This is a genomic window from Burkholderia sp. AU30198 (genome assembly GCF_020419825.1).
Classification (GTDB): Bacteria; Pseudomonadota; Gammaproteobacteria; order Burkholderiales; family Burkholderiaceae; genus Burkholderia.
This window is the reverse complement of record NZ_JAIZSA010000018.1, coordinates 1-18,494: the sequence shown is the minus strand read 5'-3', so window position 1 is coordinate 18,494 and position 18,494 is coordinate 1. Positions and strand designations below refer to the sequence as shown.

Here is an 18,494-nt window from a genome sequence, read left to right as displayed (position 1 = left end):
CGCAAACCCGCTCGATTATTTGCGCCGCCATGTTGCCGGCGGGGTAGCGATCGACTGAATGGATGTCGTCACAACCCGCCCGGAAGGCGGGTTTTTGCTTTCTGGGCATTCGATGGAGAGCGTGGACATGCAGACACGGAAGTCACTTCACGCGACGGCATCGAACGATGCCGTGTTGCTCCACATGGTATGCGGCAAGATCGCGGCCGGAAAATCGACGCTCGTCGCGCGGCTCGCGAGTGCCGGGCCGGTCGTTTCGATCAGCGAAGACGCGTGGCTTGCGCAGCTCTATCCGGGCGAGATCCTGTCGATCGACGACTACGTCCGGTGTGCCACGCGCGTCGGCAACGTGATTGCCGATCAGGCCCGCGCGGTGCTGCAGGCCGGCGTATCGGTGGTGCTCGACGTGCCGTTCAATACGGTCGCCGCGCGCGCCTGGGGGCTCGCCATTTCGCACGCCGTCGGCTGCGACCATCGACTGCATTACCTCGACGTCAGCGATGCGGTCTGCAAGGCGCGGCTGCGCGCACGCAATGCGCGAGGCGACCATCCGTTCCAGGCGTCGGACGCCGAATTCGACCGGATCACGCGGTACTTCGTCGCGCCGGCAGCGACGGAAGGGTTGAACATCGTGGCGTATGACGAAGCCGGTGCCGTCAGGCTTTCTTCGTAACGGTGCGGCAGAGTGGCGAACATGGAATATCTGCGTGAAACGCTCGATCTGCCGATGGTGCAGGTTCCCGCCGGCACCATTGCAATGAGGGACGACCGGATTGGCCGCACCTGGTGCGTCGATCTGCAGCGCTTTGCGATCGGCCGCTATCCGGTGACCCAGGCGCAATACGCCGCGGTAACGGGACAATCGCCTTCGTCGCGCGCCAGTGCGCAATGCCCGGTATGGGTTGCACGGCTCGAAGTGCGAGACAGTCGTATCAGTTGGCAGCGAGGCGCAACGAGGCCGACTCGAATGCAGGCATGCCCGCTGCTTTAGCGTAGCGGGCATCGATCATGCGGTGCAGCTTCAAAGTGTGCCGGGTCCGTTACGCGAGACGGGACCCGTTGGGAACCGGTCGCTCGAGCGTGGTGATCACGACGCCGTCGTCCGTGTGAAATCCGCTCAGCAGAAATTGTGACTTGATGGGCCCGACCTGTTTTTCAGGGAAGTTCAGGACTCCGACGATCTGCCGTCCGACGAGCGCTTCCGGCGTGTACAGGGAGGTGATCTGCGCGCTGGTCTTGCGTTCCCCATATGGACCGAAATCCACCCAGATTTTATAAGCGGGCTTGCGGGCTTCAGGAAAAGGTTCGGCGCGCGTAATGGTGCCGGCCACCATGAGAACCTTCTGAAAATCGTCCCAACTTATCTGTTCCATACGTGTGTTTTCTTCTCTCGAGAAATCCGGCACGCGTCAATTGAAAAAGGCGCGTCAGAGCCGCGTACTTTACATCAAACGTTCTGAACTGGCGCGCGGATTTGCCGGGTGGGCGATGGCTACAGCGTCGCGCAGGTCAACACAGGCGTGGTGCCACGCATGTCTGCCATCGACTCAAAATCGGAAGCGCTGCGCAAACGTCGGACGTTGTGGGCGACCCGCCGGTCTGTCGGGATGCGACGTCGGATCAGCGGCCGGTTCTCACGGCCGCACGGAGATATCCAATGCGATAGCGGTCAGGCACATTCCCTGACGACCGTTAAAAATAATGACGTTCAGATTGTTGACGACGGCCTGTTGTGCCGGCGGCAAGTCCCTGGCGACGCGGCTTTCCGGCAAAACGTCAGGCTGGCATGGCCCTTGCGTCATCTGGATGCAGATGAACCGGGAGACGCGCGATCCGATGCCAGCGAAACGTACAGCGATAGCGATGATTTTGGGGAGGCAGGGGCTGGTTGAACAGGGTCGCCGTCGCGCAGATGAATTTCATCCGGAGGTGCTGTCAACCTCTGCCCTCGTGGGTGTGGTGGAAGCAGCATGCGTCGAGGCCATGCGTGAGGATATCCGGGGCGACCAGTGTTCGATCGGCAACGTGATGCACTTCAGGCATTTGGCTCCCACGCCGTCGCAAGCCGAGGTTTTCGCAACGGCAACATTTCGGATGTTCGACGGTGAACTGTACTGGTTCGATGTCGTCGTAGCCGACGCAGCGGGCCCGGTTGCAAGCGGCAGTCATGCACGTTCGATAGTCGAGCGTTCGGCAATCGGGTTTTAATCCGATTGACGTCGCAACATCTGATTTCCAACTGAAACAATATCAATTCGAAGTGCTAAAGGAATGGAAGACATGAAAGTGGAGTCGACGAGAAATCCAGGCAATGCGCTGTTTGACGAGGCATTCGAAACCTTGCCGCTTGACCAGGTGCGCCAGCATCAGGACAAACTGTGGTCCACCCAGTGGGACTACGTCCGTTCCATGTCGTCCTTCTATCGCACGAAGCTGTCGCGCTGGACCGATCGGGAAGTGACATTGGACATGCTTCAAGACCTGCCCTTTACCGAGAAGGACGAGCTTCGGGTCAGTCAGGAGGCGGCATCCCCGTTCGGTGACTACGTCGCGTGCGGCGAGGCGAGCGTTGCCCGCCTGCATCGCACGTCCGGGACGACCGGCCGTCCGCTGATTCTTGCGAACAGCGCTTCCGACGCCCGCCGGATTGCACACGTCGGTGCGCGTTCGATGTGGGCGGCCGGTTTGCGCCCGACGGACCGGGTGGTTCACTGCCTGAACTACTGCATGTGGACGGGCGGCTTTACGGATCACACGATCCTCGAAGCGACCGGTGCGACGGTCGTGCCATTCGGTGTCGGCAACACGCGTGTGCTGATCGATTCGATCGTCAATCTCGGCATCAATGCGATTTCGTGCACCCCTTCGTATCCGGGGCTCATCGAACAGATTCTGCGCGAATCGGGCGGCCTGCGTCCCCGCGATCTGAAACTGACGTTGGGGCTGTTTGGTGGAGAGGCGGGGCTCGACAATCCGGACCTGCGAAACGCGATGGAAGAGAAGTGGGGCTTCAAGGTGCGTAATGCCAATTTCGGGCTGTCGGAGGTGCTGAGCATCCTGGGTGGTCAAACCGACTGGACCCACGATTTGTTGTATCACGCGAGTGACGTGGTGTTTGCGGAGATCCTCGATCCCGCGACGCTTCAGCGCCTCCCGATCGCAGAGGGGACCGTGGGGGAACTCGTCTGTACGCACCTGCAGAAGGAATGTCAGCCACTCGTTCGATACCGGACGCGCGACGTCGTGACCGTGACCGGCGTCGACCGGGGGCCGGACGGCCGGACGGCGTGGCGATTCCGGGTCACCGGCCGGACCGACGACATGTTCAACGTACGCGGCATCAATGTGTTCCCGAGTGCCGTCCGGGTTGCCGTCGAATCGGTTCCGCAATGGGCATCGGGCATCTTCAGGATCATCCTGAAGGGCGACGGCCCGTATGACCGGATCACGATGGCGGTGGAAGCGGCGCAGGGTTTGCCGGCCGACAGCTGGTCAAAGGCCAGGGAGCAGGTCGAGGCGGCGATTCGCACGAAGGTCGGTTCGACGGCGGAAGTCACGATGGTGCCGTTCGAACATTTCCCGCGGACGGAAGGTAAAACGCGTTGGGTCGAAAAGGAGGCGTGATGCGCTACGCAAGAGTCGAGAAGTCGGGTGCCGTGTCGACGGTCGTTCTTGATCGCCCCGAGCGGTTGAACGCGATCAGCGGCGATTTGCTGGACGACCTCCATCAGGCATTGGTCGAGGTCAACGCCGATGAAGGGTGCAAGGTCATCGTCTTCACGGGCGAAGGTCGGGCATTCTGTGCCGGCGACGATCTCAAGGAATTTGGCAAGCAGACGGAAAGCGATGCGAGTATTCGCAGCCACGTCGAACGCATCCAGCAGATCACGCGCGATCTGATGTTCAATGGCAAGCCCGTGATCGGCGCCGTGCACGGCTTTGCCGTCGGTGGCGGGTTCGAGTGGCTGCTCAATTGCGATCTGGTCGTGGCTTCGGACGATCTGGTGTGCTTCTTTCCGGAAATGGCGTGGGGGCAGTTCGTCACGGGCGGGGTGACGCAACTCCTGCCTCAAAGCGTCGGCCATCAGCGCGCCATGGAGCTTTGGCTGCTGGGCGAGCGTCAGTCGGCCCAGCAGTTGTATGCGCTCGGCCTCGTCAATCGGGTCGTCGAACGGGACAAGGTCCTTGAAACCGCACGGGAACTTGCGACGCGCGTTTCCGAACGCTCGGCATTTTCGGTATCGAGGCTGAAACGCCTGCTGACGACCGAGCTTTCCACTGATCTGGGCCGCAGTCTCGAGCTGGAACAGGCCGCAACCGTTGCGGCGTTTGCGACCCCCGAGGCTGCCAGACGCGTCCAGGCATTTGCTACGAGGAATTGACCATGAATATTCAAGCATTGACGTTCGACTATTTCGGCACGCTGGTGGATGTCGACAAGGGGGGCATGGCAGGTATCGCCGAAGTCATGCGCATCCTCGGGGTCGACTCGCCCCGTTCCGTGTTCGATGTGTACCTCGAGTGGGATATGCGCAACGTGCAGACCTATCGAGGGGGCGCGTACCGGAGCTATCGGGCGGTCGCACAGGAAGCGTTGACGGCTTGCATCGATAGCCTCTTTCCGAAGGCGCTCAACGGTCACGACGTTGAAAAGCTCACGGACGTGCTGCTCACACATCTGGTCGAGTCCTCGCCGCCGCATGAGGATGCCGTCGCGTTTCTCGACTGGGCTGGAGCCCGATATCCACTGATGCCCATCACGAACATGGACAGCGACCTCTGGCGGCGCAGTCAGCTGGTGCGCTACTTCGAGCATGTCACCACCGCCGAAATGGCCAAGGCCTACAAGCCTTCTCACGTGATATTCAGCCTGGCACTGGACCGCCTCGGGCTGGACGCGCCGAACGTGTTGCACTGCTCGCTCGCCAGCTGGGCGGATGTCGATGGCGCAAAGCCGCTGGGCATGCACGTGGCATGGGTCAACCGCACCGGGGACACGCTCGGCCCCTGGCAGCCACGCCCCGATTTCGAGTTCGACACGTTGTCGCCTGTTCGGGATGTCCTGGAACGGCTGCCGTCCAATGCTTCAGGGGAATCGAAATGAACCGCCTTGCCTTGATGTTTGCAGTCGCTGCCGTCGGTGTGAACGCCACGGGCATTGCGTCGGATGCGTGTGCCGATACCGTCGTCAAGATCGGCGCGGCGGGCCCCCTTACCGGAAGTTCGGCACAAAGCGGGAAGGATGATGAGCGCGGCGTACAGCTGGCGATCAACGAACTGAATGCCCGCAAGCTTGTCATCGGGGGGCAGCCGGTGAAGTTTCAGCTGGTGTCCGTCGACGATCAGGGCGATCCGAAAGTCGGCGTCAACGTCGCGCAAAAGCTTGTCGACGACGGCGTGGCCGCGGTTATCGGGCACTACAACTCGGGCGTCAGCATTCCGGCTGCGCGCATCTACAACGATGCGCACGTCGTGATGATCACGGGCGCCTCGTCCAATCCGCAACTGACGAAGCTGGGATTTGCCTACGTCTACCGCCTCGCGACCAATGACAATGTCATGGGCGGCCGCATGGCGGACTATGCAGCCAACGTATTGAAGCTCAAGCGCGCGGCCGTGGTCGACGATCGGACGGCCTATGGCGCCGGGGTCGCGGACGTGTTCGTCAAGACGGCGGAGAAGGACGGAATGACCGTCGTGGCCCGTGAATACAGCACGGACAAGACGACGGACTTCAAGGGCATCCTGACGCACATCAAGGCGCGGAATCCGCAGGTGGTGTTCTACGGCGGCTACTACGCGCAAGCGGCGATGCTGGCACGCCAGATGGTGGATCTCGGCATCAATGCGGTGCTGGTGGGCGGCGACGGCATCTGTTCACCGGAGTTCAGCAAGCTGTCGAACAACGTGCTCGACAACAAGATGTTTTGTGCGCAGGGCGGCGCGCCGCTCGACAGCCTGCCCGACGGCAAGCGTTTCCAGAGCACATTCAAAAGCACGTTTGGCGCCAACGTGGATACCTATGCGCCGGCCTTCTACGCTGCAACGCTGGTCGTAGCGGACGCGATGCAAAAGGCGAACTCGACGTCACCCGAAGCGTATTCGAAGGTGATGCGCCAACAATCGTTCACGAGCATGCTCGGGCCGGTGAAGTTCGACGATCAGGGCGACTGGATCGATGCCCCTGTGACCGTGTACAAGCTGTTGGGCGGCAATCTGACCCCTGTCGCCGCGAAGTAGCGAATCGAAGTATCGACATATCGAAGTCGGTCTCCTGTCGGTGCCTTTGTAACGCTTGGGCCGTCGAAAGACGGCCCCTTTTTCCGGGTTCCGGATGCCGGGCAATCACCCGCGCAATCGCGCGTGCTTCATTCAGTCCCGCGACCCGGTAACCACAGTGCGGATGGTTACTCCGGACTGGGCCCGCGTCAGATCGGCAAAACGACTGCCAAAAGCATAAGAAACCGAGACGGACGTTAATTTTTTTAACGGAATGATTCGTGTCGGGCCTTCCAGCACGGCCCTGCGAAACCCGCCGGGCGGAACCGTCCATCTGCCGATCTGCCTGGCATGGGAATTGCTGCGTTGGCTTGACCAAAAAAGGAGATTACATGATCAGCTCTGGAGCAACGGCGACCCTGACCCGCCTCGTTGGTGTACAAGACCTGGCCTCTGCGTTCGGCAACGACTCGGATGAACAGTACCCGGATGTGATGTCGACGCCCGCGATGCTCGGGCTCATGGAGCGTGCATGCGCGGAAGTCATGCGAGGCGAACTCGACGGCGATCAGCTGTCGGTTGGCGTCACGACGCAGCTGACGCACTCGGCACCCACCCCGGTAGGCGCGGAAGTGAGCGCCACGGCCAGCTTCCGGGGGCAGGAAGGGAACCTGTACGTATTCGACATCATCGCGCGCGATTCGAAAGGCCAGGTTGGAAGCGGCACGCATGCGCGCGCGATCGTCGACCGTGCGGCAATCGAGAAAAAGGCGGCGTCGCGCCGCTGATTGCAGTGATGGTCCGGGACGTCCTCGGTTCCCGGAGCCCGGGGCGATCCTGTATCGCTGTCGTCAGTGGGCAGGACAGGTAAGGGGCTTGTCAGCGCACGCCGGGGCCAGCCTCGTGAACGCGAAAGCGTTCGTATCAGGAAAGCCGGGGTGCGCGTTCGTGGCGTCGACCGGCGGCGGCGTGCGCATCGGTCATGGGGCGGTACGGGGATCAACATGAAAGTTTATGCCGCTGGTAAGCTGGCCGGGCCTGCCACCGTTCTGCGAACGCTAATGAATGAGCGAAATCTCCGCGCTGCCGATCGATTGCGCGACCTGCGGTCAGCGATCGATACGGCTTGCTGGCTCGATGCAAGATGCGTCGCGGCGCATCGGTTCGGCGCTTATGTCCTCACCTTGAGCGACGAAGCGATCCCGCTCGAGCCGGCGGACGACCATGCGGAAGCGTTGCCGGGCGTGTGCCAGGTCGATGTCGGGGCGCTGGATCTCGAGCGCTTGCTGCAAGTTGCGAGGGATTCACTTCAGGAAAGCGACACGGTAACGGTCGACGTGCCTTCGGCCGGCGCGGCCGATCTTCACTGCGTCGCCACCCGCGTTTCGATCGGGTCTTCGACGGTCTATCTCTTCGTGTTGAAACCCCGCGCGAGTGACGCCCGGCCACTGCATGATCTGCTCGCGTTACTCAGAATCACCTTGAGCGTCTCACTGCGAAGTTACTTCGATCTCGTCGCACACCAGACGCTGGTCGAGGAGCAGAGAGCCATCATCGACCACATTGGCGACGGCCTGATGGTGCTCGGTCAAGGTGGCGTCGTTCGACATGCGAGCACCGTGGCAGGACGCATTCTCGGGATTGATCCGGTGACCAGCATTGGTCGGCCGCTCGGCGAGCTGATCGACTTTGAGCCGATCATCGCCCCGATATTCACGACCGGCGTGGGATACGTGGACCGCGAGCTCATCATCGACTCGCCTGCGCGCCATCTGCATCTGATCGACACGGCAATCCCGGTCAAGAACAGCTGCGGTCAGGTGGTGTCCGTCGTCAACACCTTCCGCGAGATCAAGCGCGTGCGCAGCATTGCCGGTAAATATGCAGGCAACTACGCACGTTATACGTTCGAGAGCATCGTCGGGCAGAGCGACAGCCTTCTGGATGCAGTCAGCGCGGCCCGCAAAGCCGCACGCGGTGCGGCGAACCTGCTGCTCAGCGGCGAAAGCGGGGTGGGCAAAGAGGTTTTCGCGCAGGCGATTCACAACGCGAGCGCGCGTCAGGCCGAGCCCTTCATCGCGATCAACTGTGCTGCGCTTCCGCATGACCTGATCGAAAGCGAGTTGTTTGGACACGCACCGGGCAGTTTCACCGGAGCGACCAAGGAAGGGCGCCCGGGCAAATTCGAATCCGCGGATGGCGGCACCGTGTTTCTTGATGAAATATCCGAGCTGCCCATCGATGTTCAGGCCAAGCTCCTTCGCGTGCTTCAGGAGCGGGAAGTGACAAGGCTCGGCGATACCAAGGGAATCCCGATCGATGTGAGAATCATCTGCGCGAGCAACCGGGATCTCGAGGCCATGGTGGCCGCGAAGGAGTTCAGGGAGGATCTGTACTATCGATGCAACGTCATCGAGATCGCGATCCCTCCGTTGAGATCGCGCAAGGCGGACATCACGGCGACAGCGAATTTTTTCCTGAGCAAGTACGCGGCGCTGCTCAACAAGAAGATCTTCGGTTTCAGCCCGAAGGCGCTTGACCAGATGAACGCATACGCATGGCCCGGCAACGTGCGCGAACTGGAGAACCTCGTCGAACGGACGGTGAACCTGAGCGAGGAAGGCACCATCGACGACGTGTCGGCGCTATTGCGTCCATCCCGGGTCGCCGGCAGTGGCGCTGAACCGGCATCGACGCCCGAGCGGCCGGACACGCAGGGCAGACGAGGCGATCAGGTCGTCCAGTCGCTGAAGGACGTCGAGCGACACGCCATCAGTGAAGCGCTTGCCGCGTGTCGGTTCAATGTCACGCGCTGTGCGGCCATCCTCGAAATATCGAAGCCGGCGCTGTACGCAAAAGTGAAGCGATACAACATCAAGCTCGAGCGGCCATTGCATTAGCCAGGTTGGGGTGACTGCCGACCCGACGGCACGTGTCATTTCTGTCCGCCTCGCATGGTTCGATCTTCCTGCCCCCCAACATCGACGTCGTGGTAACAGCCCGGGCAGCGCCCGCGATCAACCGGGCGCTGCTTCCCGCGACGCGTGTGCCGCCAGCGCGTCGATGGTGACGCGCAGGCGCGCGGTCATGCGCGTGGTCCTGGACCACAGCGCATGAATGGGCAGCGGCGCCGGCTGCGCATCGGGCAGGACGACGGCAAGCCGTCCCGCCCGGATGTCGCGCTCGGCAAACCAGCCGGGCAACTGCGCCAGCCCCCGGCCTGCCAGCGCGGCATCCTTCACCGCCGCCAAGTCGCTCAGGCGCAGGCGCGCCTGTCGCGGCAGGTGGCGTGCCTGGCCCACTTGGGCCACTTGGCCCGCCTCGCCGCCAAACTGCCAGACTTCTTCCATGCCGTTGCGCAAGCGGGCGATGCAGTCGTGATCACGCAGGTCGTCCAGGGTGCGGGGCGTGCCGCGCCGCGCCAGGTACTCCGGGGCGGCGCACAGGCACAGCGTCTGTTCGCCCAGCGGGCGAGCGACGTGCGATGCGCTGTCGTCGAGCTGGCCGATGCGTACCGCGAGGTCGATGTTTTCCTCAACCAGATCGGCGGCCCGGCTGGAGAATTGCACATCGAGGTCGAGTGCCGGGTAGTGCTCGGCCAGCCTCATGAGAATTGGCAGGACACGCTCGCGCCCATACAGCGTCGGCAGCGCGATCCGCACCCGGCCCGAGGGCAGCAGGCGCCGCTCGGTCAGCACCGACTCGGCCTGATCCAGCTCGGCCAGCGCGCGCAGGCAGCTTTCGTGGAAGGCGACGCCCTCATCGGTCAGCGACATGCGCCGCGTAGTGCGCACGAACAGTCGCACGCCCAGGCGCTGCTCCAGGCGCGCAACGGCCTTGCCGACACTGGAGGGCGACATGCCCATCTGGCGCGACGCCACACTGAAACTGCCGCATTCCACGGTCTGGATGAAGGCGAGGATGCCCTGGAAGCGATCGGAAAGCTGCATGGCTATTTGATAGTTCGAGTATTTAATCCTGGTATTGAGTGTATCAATTCAATCCCTGTTTTATTGATTAGCATGTCCTGCCTATCTGCACGCGCCGTCTGGCCGTGCTCTTTCAGGAGTGCTTTTCCATGTCTCGCTCGTCAAGCCGGCAGCGCTGGCTGGCCCTGGCTGGCATTGCCATTGCCAGCTTCCTGGGCTGCATCGACTTCACCATCGTCAATACCGCGATCCCCGCCATCCAGTCGGCTTTCCACGCTGAAATCGACCAGGTGCAATGGGTCATCACCGCCTTCGTCATGGCCTTGTCCAGTTGCACCATCGCCGTGGGGCAACTGGCCGACCGTCATGGCCGCCGCCGGGCGATGTACATCAGCATGGCGTTGTTCGGCGTCACCTCGCTGGGCGCCGGGCTGGCCTCGGACCTGACTGCGCTGGTGGCATGGCGGGCGATGCAAGGCATGGCCTGCGCCGGGCTGTACACGGCGTCGGCGGCGCTGGTGGCGGAGATGTTTCCCGAGCAGGAGCGCGGCAAGGCGCTGGGCCTCCTGTTCAGCGTCAATGGTCTGGGCCTGGCCATCGGGCCGGTCCTGGGTGGCGTGCTGGTGGATGCGCTGGGCTGGCGCTCGATCTTCCTGGTCAACGTGCCGCTGATCGTGATCAGCTTTGCGTTGTGCGTGGGGCGGTTGCAGGCTGGCCTTGCGATGCCCGTGCGACGACGCTTCGACTGGCTCGGCATCGCGTTGCTGCTGGCGGTGTTGCCGTCCTGGCTGACCGCGTTGATTCATGGCGCCGACTGGGGCTGGGCATCGCCCGCGACCTTGGGGCTGCTGGCGCTCGGCAGCGCGCTGGCCGGTGTGCTGGCGTGGGTCGAGCGGCGTGCGCCGGTGCCGCTGCTGCGGCTGGCGCTGTTCGCGCAGCCGCGCTTTGCGGTTGCGGCCTGTGCGACGGCGGCGCTGGCCTTCTTCTACTGCGCCGCTTTCTTCCTGATGCCGTTGTACCTGGGCGAGTTGCGCGGCCAGGACAGCGCCGCGACGGGCTGGCTGCTGTTGCCCACGACGGCCGTGATGGCGCTGATCGCGCCATGGGCCGGCCGCGGCTGCGACCGGTTCGGCACCGGGCCGGTGATGATGGCCGGCTTTGCCGCGCTGCTGCTATCGGCCCTGATGCAGTCGGCCTTTACCGCGACGACGGGCTGGCCGTGGGTGCTGGCTGCGTTCGCCTGCATGGGTATCGGCTGGGGCTGCGTGCTGGGGCCGTCGATGACGGCGGCGCTGTCGGCACTGCCCGAAAACCTGGCCGGCACCGCGCTGGGCATGGCGACGACCGTGCACAACGTGGGTGGCTCGGTTGGACTGGCCGCGGCGACCGTGCTGTACCGGCTCGCCGCGGAGCACGGTGGCGGCTTTGTCGCCGGCTACCGTGGGGTCATGCTGCTGCTGGCACTGGTCTGCTTGGGGGCGCTGGCCGTGCTGGCGCTGGGGCGCCGCGCGCTGCATGTGCATCCCGCCCGTGCTGCGTCGAATGCTTGAGGGCTGTTGCCCGGTGTGCTTCGGGGCATTGCCTTGGGGCACGCCTCTTGTGTCGCGGGGAACCGCTGTGCGGCCACCAACGGCCGGCAAAACCTGCCGACATCCAACAGGTTTGGCCGGCCGACTGCGGGCAAGCAGACCCGCAGGTCACCATCGAAGCGGAACTTTGGCACGCACCCACGGCGGCAATCACCGCGTTCACGCGCGACGCATCTCGTGCGGTGCGCGCCAACTCAAGGGGCACTCCATTGGGCAGGCGGGCGGACGAATCGAGCAATTCGTGCCGTCGGTGCGAACACGGACTCGTGTTTCACGATCGATAGTCTCACCACGCATCCGGCCGATTACGACAATGCTAACGGGACGTGGCGCATCAACAATTCGGCCAACTACGTGTCCAGCGTGTGCGACGAATTTCAGTTCGGCGACGTGAAAGCACGCCGCGTACCCGCATGACTGCATGAGTGCATGAGTGCACGACAGCACGACAGCACGACAGCACGACAGCACGACAGCACGACAGCACGACAGCACGACAGCACGACAGCACAACCGCACAACCGCACAACCGCACAACCGCACAACCACCCGACTGTCGAAGCCCGTTCAAGCCGGGCCGACCGCAGACAATCACCTGCTGGCACGACTCCCCCCTTCCCCTGTCGCAATCGTCAAGATTCGCGTCGCGTGCAGATAAAACCCTCCCGTTTCCCCCGCCGTTAACCCGTTCGCAGCCGATGCGTCGCGTGTTGCGACGCGGCGCGCGTCTTTCGTGATCCGGAATCCACATCCGCCGCTGGCCGCATCTGGCCCGCGCAAGGGAACGTCATGCGAAAACAACTCACTATTCGTGGTGGTCTCGTCGCGACCATCGCCGGCTATACCGTGCTGCTCGTGCTGGTGGTCGGCGCATGCATCGCGGCCCTCTATATGGGCAACGGTTCGCTCGAAGCGATGTACCGCGATGACACCGCGTCGCTGCTGCACCTGAAGACCAGCTCGGAGCGGATGCTCGTCCTGCGCGAACGCATGAGCGACGTCGCGCAGATCATCAGCGCCGGCCAGTCGGGCAAGGAAGAGGGGGCGAAACTTCACACGCTTCTCAAGCAGAGCAACGACGAACTGGACGCCTACACACGCCTGCACGCGCGCAACCCCGACGAGCAGGCGCTGTTCGACACGCTGCAGACTCGCCGTCGGGCGTTGCTCGACAGCGTGTTCCTGAAGGCGCTGTCGCAACTCGACGGCGACGACGCGTTCGGCTTCCTCGATACGCAGCGCACCGCGCCGGCCGCGCTGTTCGCGGCCTACCAGCAGGCGATCGATGCGCTCGAATCGTTCCAGGTTGCCCGCGAAAAGGCGCGCTACGATGCGGCCGGGGTTCATTTCCACCGGATCGTGTGGGGGATGGCGGCGGTCGCGGTCTTCGCACTCGTCGTCGGCTTCGTTGCGCAGCGCATGCTCGCGAAGGCGATCATCGAACCGATCAAGCTCGCGGTCGACCAGTTCGAAAAAATCTCGAAAGGCGACCTGACCGGCACGGTCGTCGTGCCCGGCGAGAACGAGATGGCCTATCTGCTGCATGCGCTGAAGCGGATGCAGGACGGCCTGGTCGGCACCGTGCACCAGGTGCGCGCGAGCACGGAGACGATCGTCGGCGACGTCCGCACGATCGCGAGCGGCAACGTCGACCTGTCCGAGCGTACCGAGCAGCAGGCCGTATCGCTGCAACAGGCGGCGGCGAGCGTCGAGCAACTGACGGCGGCCGTGCGCCAGAACGCGGACAACGCGCGCGATGCGCGCACCTACGTCGAAGGCGCGGCGGGCATTGCGTCGCGCGGAGGGGAAGCGATGCAGCGCGTCGTCGAGACGATGTCGGCGATTTCGCACAGTTCCGCGCGGATCTCCGGGATCGTCGGCGTGATCGAGAGCATCGCGTTCCAGACCAATATCCTTGCATTGAACGCCGCCGTCGAAGCCGCGCGCGCAGGCGAGCAGGGGCGCGGCTTCGCGGTCGTCGCGACCGAGGTGCGCGGGCTCGCGCAGCGCTGCGCGTCGGCGGCGAAGGAAATCCGCGAGCTGATCGGCCATTCCGCGCAGCGTGTCGAAGACGGCAGCGGCCTCGTCGCACTGGCCGGCTCGGCGATGGCCGAACTCGTCGCCGCAGTCGAGCGCGTCAATACGATCATGAGCGAAACCAGCAACGCGTTCGAGGAGCAATCGTCGGGCATCGAGCAGGTGAACGCCACGGTCATCCAGATGGAGCAGACGATGCAGCGCAATGCCGCGCTGGTCGAGGAAGCCGCAGCCGCGGCGCTGTCGCTCGACGAACAGGGCGCGCGGCTGAGCGCGGCGGTCGCGCAGTTCCGTTTGCGTGACGAGGCGGTCGCGTGATGCACGGGCGTTTGCGCCCGAATGCGGACCGTCGTGCGCGGATGCTGCGGCAATTCGGAGATGAATGGCGGGCGTCAGACGATGCGTCCGACGCATACGGATCAGCCGGTCAACGGAGACGCACATCCTGAGCGTGCGTTGAAACCGCTCGCCAGGATGCGACCCGAGCCGGGTTTGCGCCGATGATTTGTTTATAAGCAGGGGCCGGGGAAGATTTTCGGCAATCGATAGTTTCCATGCGGCGCAGGTTGACTAAGATCAAACACTCGTGCGGACGCCCAAATCGATAACTGGTCCGCTGGCGCTCGGATCATGGACAACCGCACAGATTCCCCTTCGCTCATTTCGCTTCCGGAAAGCGAGCATCGCCCCCTTTCGGTGCGCGCGAAGGCGCTCGTATTCGCGGACCCGGCGTCCCGTGCGGTGCTGCGTTTCGTGGAGCAGATCGGGCCAAGCCCGGCACCCGTGCTGATTCTCGGCGAGACGGGCACCGGCAAGGAGCTGGTAGCGCGGCACATCCATTCGGTGAGCGGTCGCAGCGGTGCGTTCATCGCGGTCAACTGCGGCGCGATCAGCCAGCAGCTTGCGGAAAGCGAACTGTTCGGTCACGAAGCCGGCGCATTCACGGGTGCGCAGGGGCGCCGTGCCGGCTATTTCGAGGAAGCGCACGGCGGCACGATCTTTCTCGACGAGATCGGCGATCTCGCGCTGCCGCTGCAGGCGAAACTGCTGCGCGTGCTGCAGGAGGGCGAAGTGACGCGGGTCGGCGCGACCCGCGCGCGGCAAGTCGACGTGCGCGTCGTGGCCGCGACCAACGTCGATCTCGAGCAGGCGGTGCTGGCCGGCAACTTCCGGATGGATCTGTTCTACCGGATCAATCTCGCACGCGTGCGGCTGCCGCCGCTGCGCGAGCGGCCGCAGGACATCCTGCCGCTCGCGGAGCATTTCCGCGGGCGTTATTGCGTGCAGCTGAAGCGGCCGCAGCCGATGCTGTCCGAGGGCACGGTCCAGGCACTGCAGGCTTACCCGTGGCCCGGCAATATCCGCGAGCTGGAGAACGTCATGCATCTCGCGCTGCTCGTGTCGAACGGCAACCTGATCCGGCCGGAGCACCTGAAGTTCTCGGAGGCGCTCGCGGGCTTTGCGCGTGCGGATGCCGCAGCGTCGACGCTGCCGCAGGACGACATCCGTGCGGGCGTGCGACGACTGTTCCGCTCGCCCGGGGAAAGCCTGCTGCGCGACATCGAGGAGCTGATCGTGGGCGAGGCGTTCGAGCATTGCCGGTTCAGCCAGGTCCGCACGGCCGCGCTGCTGGGCGTGACGCGCAACACGATGCGCACGCTGCTCGCCCGTCACGGCCTGCTCAACGTCCCCGGCCCGGACGCCGCGCACGACGAGTGACACGGCGCGCGCCGGCCGGCGGCGCACCGCGGCCGGTCACGGCAGGCTGGCACGCGCGAGCCGCATGCGGACGCGCGGCAGCACGTGCGCACCGATGCGCGTCGCCTCCTCGAGGTTCGGATACGACGACAGCAGGAATTCGTCGATGCCGAGCATCCGGTATTCATGCATGCGCGCCGCCACCTGGTCGTAGCTGCCGACGAACGCCGTGCCCGCGCCGCCGCGTATCAATCCGACGCCCGCCCACAGATTCGGATACACCTCCAGCTCGCGCAACGAGCGCAGCGCGCCGCGGCTCAGCGCGGTCTGTCGGCGCTGGCCGACCGACTCGTACTCGGCGAGCTGACGTTGTGCGTCGACATAGACCTGGTCGGAAATCTCGCTGAGCAACTCGTCCGCGCGTGCCCATGCGGCGCGCTCGGTGGCGCGCGCGATCACGTGCGCGCGCAGCCCGAAGCGGATCCGGCGGCCGTGCATCGCGGCGAGCGCCCGCAGCCGCGCGATGCGCTCGCGGACGACGTCGGGCGGCTCGCCCCACAGCAGGTAGGTGTCGGCCTGACTCGCGGCGACCTGTTCCGCGAGTGTCGAGGCGCCGCCGAGATACAACGCGGGCGGATCGGCGAGCGGGATGCCGGCATGCGCGGGGTTCAGCGTGTAGTAGCGGCCGGCGACGCTGTGCCCGGCACCCTGCCACAGTCGGCGCAGCACGCGCAGGTATTCGGACGAACGCTGGTAGCGGGCGTCGTGATCGAGAAAATCGCCGAGCGCGCGCTGTTCGTACGTGCTCGACCCGTTCACGGCGAACAGGCGCAGTCGGCCGCCGCTCATCCGCTGCAGCGTCGCCGCCTTGCGCGCGATCTGCTCAGGCTGTTCGAGCCCCGGGCGGAACGTCACGGTGAACGCGATGCGCCGTGTCGAGCGCGCCAGCTGCGCGCTGACGAGCCACGGATCCTCGAAGCCGGCCGCCATCGGCAGCAGCAGGCTGTCGAAGCCCGCGGCCTCGGCCGTGCCGGCGACGTCGCGCAGATACTCGGGCGTCGCGGGCCGATAGTCCTGCAGGAACGTCGGCGGCCGGGGCAGGCCGCTGTTCGCGAGATGGGGGCCGTCGCCGTTGGTCGGCAGGAACCACGCGAAATCCACGCTCATGCTTTGCCTTGCCGTCGGGTTGCAGGGGCGGCGTGGCCCGCCGCATCGAACCGGAGCACGCGCCGGAACAACGCGTGGGCCGGCGGGGGCGCGAGGCCGCGCGCACGGTATGCCTGCTCGAGCGCCGTCGATGCCGCCGGTGGCGGCGCGTTCGCGGCAACGATCAACCCGTCGCAGAATGGCACGGCGAGCGGGATGTCGCGCCGGTCGGCGACGGTCCAGTAAACCGGCGGCCGCTGCAGCGTGAGGTCCGGCAGCCGCGTGTTCTCGACGCGATAGTAGGTGCCGCGATGCTGCAGCAGCCCGGGCGTGGCCCACAGCGCGCGGAGCGCGGAGAGGAATTCGGCGGTGCGCGCGAGGCGCTGGTCGCGGTTCAGGTGCGCGGCGTGGTCGGTCGCGTCGACGTCGGGCGCGTCAGCCTCGCATGCGAGCAGCGCGCGGCCGCGACTGAGCGACTGCAGGCTCTGCGCGAGATGCGCGGCCACGACCGGCAGCATGGCGCCGGCCTGCAGCGCGACCATCACGCGCAGGTCCGGCAACGCGTTGACGAGTGCCGCGGCCGCCATCCACGGATCGGGGCCGGTCGCGCGCGTGGGCAGCAGCACGGCATCGCAGCCGGCCGCGACGCCCGCCGCGGCGATCGCGATCCAGTCGGTGGCCGGGTCGGCGCGCGCATCGTCGCAGTCCAGGTCGAGCCGGAGCAGCAGGTGTGGCGCGCTCATGCGGCGGCGCGGGCCGGCCGCCAGCCGAGCGCCGGCGCAATCGTTTCCGCGACGGTGCGCAGGCGCCGCAGTGCGTCGTCGAGGGTCGTGCTTTCCGATTGCACGACCGGAAGAAAATAGTCGGCGAACGGGAACAGCGCCGCGTCGCCGTGCAGGCGCTCGATGATGTCGTCCGGATGGCCGTGATGGACGTTCAGCAGTCGCACGATCTCCGCGGGGTCGGTCACGCCGGGATGACCGTTGGCCGCGAGCCACGGACCGTGCCGCACGACGTCGGGCGCGAGTTCCGCGAGCGCGGTCTGGCGGTCGCGCGCCGGAAACACCGCGCGCACCACGCCGATCCGCGGCGCCGCCGCGTGACCGTGGGTGTGCCACGCATCGAGATAGGCCTGTGCGAGCGGGCGTTGCACGGTGCGCGGATCGTGCACGGCGGTGCCGAGCAGCAGGCCGTTGGCGTGGCGTGCGGCGAAGCGGGCGCCGTCGGCCGATGCGTGCGAGTGCCACAGGCGCGCGCGCAGGCCGGGCGCGGGCGGTTGCAGCGCGAGCGGCGGCGCGTCGGCGGCGACAGGCGCGATGGGCCGGCCGGCCAGTGCATCCTGCAGGCGTTCGAGCGCAGCCGCGAAGCGGGCCTGCCGCGTGTCGACGTCGAAACCGAACGCGGCGAACGCGTCGAGGTTCGCGCCGCCGCTGCCGAGGCCGAGCTGCACGCGGCCGCTCGCCAGCGCGTCCAGCACCGCGGCGTCCTCCGCGAGCCGCAGCGGATCCTCGAGCGACAACGTGACGATGCCGGTGCCGAGCTCGATACGGCGTGTGCGTTGCGCGACGGCCGCCAGCAGCACGAGCGGCGACGGCAGCCGGCCATACTCGGCGCGGAAGTGATGCTGGGCGACGAAGCCGGCGTCGAAGCCGAGCTGTTCGGCCGCGACGAAGAGGGTTTCGAGATCCGCGTACACGCGGCGCGCGTCGCCGGCGCCGTGGACGTGCGTGAGAAAACCGAGCTTGAAGGGGCGGCGCTCGGCCGGCTGGGGAGAGGGGGAACGGGTCATGTCGTCAGTGCAACGGAGGTGGACGGGAGGGCGTCGGTGCGCTCGGCGGGTGTCCAGCCGAGCGCCGGCCCCATGGTGCGGGCGCGG

17 protein-coding genes are annotated in these 18,494 nt (G+C 65.3%); 12 read left to right on the top strand and 5 right to left on the bottom strand.

The features are described from left to right. The first annotated feature begins 127 nt into the window (after nucleotides 1–127). Nucleotides 128–673: an AAA family ATPase gene (locus LGN19_RS30910; protein ID WP_122950639.1), complete on the top strand. Its 546-nt coding sequence runs from the start codon at nucleotides 128–130 to the stop codon at nucleotides 671–673. A 21-nt stretch (nucleotides 674–694) separates the two neighbouring features. Then, nucleotides 695–991 (top strand): SUMF1/EgtB/PvdO family nonheme iron enzyme, encoded by a 297-nt coding sequence (locus LGN19_RS30905; protein WP_226218990.1) that lies wholly within the window; start codon nucleotides 695–697, stop codon nucleotides 989–991. A 49-nt stretch (nucleotides 992–1,040) separates the two neighbouring features. Here the strand turns inward: LGN19_RS30905 and LGN19_RS30900 are convergent, their stop codons facing one another. Next, a complete protein-coding gene (locus LGN19_RS30900) occupies nucleotides 1,041–1,373 on the bottom strand; it encodes a tRNA-binding protein (RefSeq protein ID WP_122950076.1) in 333 nt (110 codons plus the stop codon). 328 nt (nucleotides 1,374–1,701) lie between these two features. Between LGN19_RS30900 and LGN19_RS30895 the strand changes: the two genes are divergently transcribed. The 7 genes from LGN19_RS30895 to LGN19_RS30865 all read left to right on the top strand — a co-directional run bounded on the left by LGN19_RS30895 (nucleotide 1,702) and on the right by LGN19_RS30865 (nucleotide 9,119). After that, a complete protein-coding gene (locus LGN19_RS30895; protein ID WP_226218988.1) occupies nucleotides 1,702–2,208 on the top strand; it encodes a thioesterase family protein in 507 nt (168 codons plus the stop codon). 72 nt (nucleotides 2,209–2,280) lie between these two features. Beyond that, entirely contained in the window at nucleotides 2,281–3,624 is a 1,344-nt protein-coding gene (locus tag LGN19_RS30890; protein ID WP_319000671.1) for a phenylacetate--CoA ligase family protein, read from the top strand. Continuing rightward, nucleotides 3,624–4,382: an enoyl-CoA hydratase/isomerase family protein gene (locus LGN19_RS30885; RefSeq protein WP_226218984.1), complete on the top strand. Its 759-nt coding sequence runs from the start codon at nucleotides 3,624–3,626 to the stop codon at nucleotides 4,380–4,382. Before LGN19_RS30890 ends, LGN19_RS30885 begins: the two co-directional genes overlap by 1 nt. Nucleotides 4,383–4,384: 2 nt before the next feature. Then, on the top strand, nucleotides 4,385–5,104 hold the full coding sequence (locus tag LGN19_RS30880; RefSeq protein WP_226218982.1) for an HAD family hydrolase: 720 nt from the start codon (nucleotides 4,385–4,387) through the stop codon (nucleotides 5,102–5,104). A gap of 14 nt (nucleotides 5,105–5,118) precedes the next feature. Then, nucleotides 5,119–6,240: a branched-chain amino acid ABC transporter substrate-binding protein gene (locus tag LGN19_RS30875; protein WP_413227255.1), complete on the top strand. Its 1,122-nt coding sequence runs from the start codon at nucleotides 5,119–5,121 to the stop codon at nucleotides 6,238–6,240. A 371-nt stretch (nucleotides 6,241–6,611) separates the two neighbouring features. Further along, nucleotides 6,612–7,007, top strand: a complete 396-nt coding sequence (locus LGN19_RS30870; protein WP_043184251.1) for a thioesterase family protein — start codon at nucleotides 6,612–6,614, stop codon at nucleotides 7,005–7,007. Nucleotides 7,008–7,223: 216 nt separating this feature from the next. Next, the gene (locus LGN19_RS30865) at nucleotides 7,224–9,119 is read left to right on the top strand and encodes a sigma-54 interaction domain-containing protein (RefSeq protein WP_226218978.1); all 1,896 of its coding nucleotides are present in this window, start codon (nucleotides 7,224–7,226) and stop codon (nucleotides 9,117–9,119) included. 117 nt (nucleotides 9,120–9,236) lie between these two features. On the opposite strand, the gene LGN19_RS30860 is transcribed toward LGN19_RS30865, so the two are convergent. Next, entirely contained in the window at nucleotides 9,237–10,169 is a 933-nt protein-coding gene (locus LGN19_RS30860; protein WP_226218976.1) for a LysR family transcriptional regulator, read from the bottom strand. Between the two features lie 128 nt (nucleotides 10,170–10,297). Here LGN19_RS30860 and LGN19_RS30855 point away from each other — a divergent pair, with 128 nt between their 5' ends. From LGN19_RS30855 to LGN19_RS30845, 3 genes are all read left to right on the top strand, one after another. Continuing rightward, nucleotides 10,298–11,698, top strand: a complete 1,401-nt coding sequence (locus tag LGN19_RS30855) for an MFS transporter (RefSeq protein WP_226218974.1) — start codon at nucleotides 10,298–10,300, stop codon at nucleotides 11,696–11,698. 828 nt (nucleotides 11,699–12,526) lie between these two features. Then, entirely contained in the window at nucleotides 12,527–14,092 is a 1,566-nt protein-coding gene (locus LGN19_RS30850; protein WP_226218972.1) for a methyl-accepting chemotaxis protein, read from the top strand. Between the two features lie 312 nt (nucleotides 14,093–14,404). Beyond that, nucleotides 14,405–15,493 carry a sigma-54 interaction domain-containing protein gene (locus tag LGN19_RS30845; RefSeq protein WP_174957662.1) on the top strand — a complete coding sequence of 363 codons (1,089 nt, stop codon included), beginning with the start codon at nucleotides 14,405–14,407 and terminating at the stop codon, nucleotides 15,491–15,493. Nucleotides 15,494–15,529: 36 nt separating this feature from the next. Here LGN19_RS30845 and LGN19_RS30840 read toward each other — a convergent pair whose 3' ends face one another. From LGN19_RS30840 to LGN19_RS30830, 3 genes are read right to left on the bottom strand one after another with little or no spacing between them, the layout of a single operon-like run. Further along, nucleotides 15,530–16,639 (bottom strand): LLM class flavin-dependent oxidoreductase, encoded by a 1,110-nt coding sequence (locus tag LGN19_RS30840; protein WP_226218970.1) that lies wholly within the window; start codon nucleotides 16,637–16,639, stop codon nucleotides 15,530–15,532. Further along, nucleotides 16,636–17,361, bottom strand: coding sequence for an LLM class flavin-dependent oxidoreductase (locus tag LGN19_RS30835; RefSeq protein ID WP_226218968.1), 726 nt, complete (start codon nucleotides 17,359–17,361; stop codon nucleotides 16,636–16,638). Before LGN19_RS30835 ends, LGN19_RS30840 begins: the two co-directional genes overlap by 4 nt. Continuing rightward, nucleotides 17,358–18,407 (bottom strand): LLM class flavin-dependent oxidoreductase, encoded by a 1,050-nt coding sequence (locus LGN19_RS30830; RefSeq protein WP_226218966.1) that lies wholly within the window; start codon nucleotides 18,405–18,407, stop codon nucleotides 17,358–17,360. The genes LGN19_RS30835 and LGN19_RS30830 overlap by 4 nt, the downstream gene beginning before the upstream one ends. Nucleotides 18,408–18,494 lie beyond the last annotated feature (87 nt).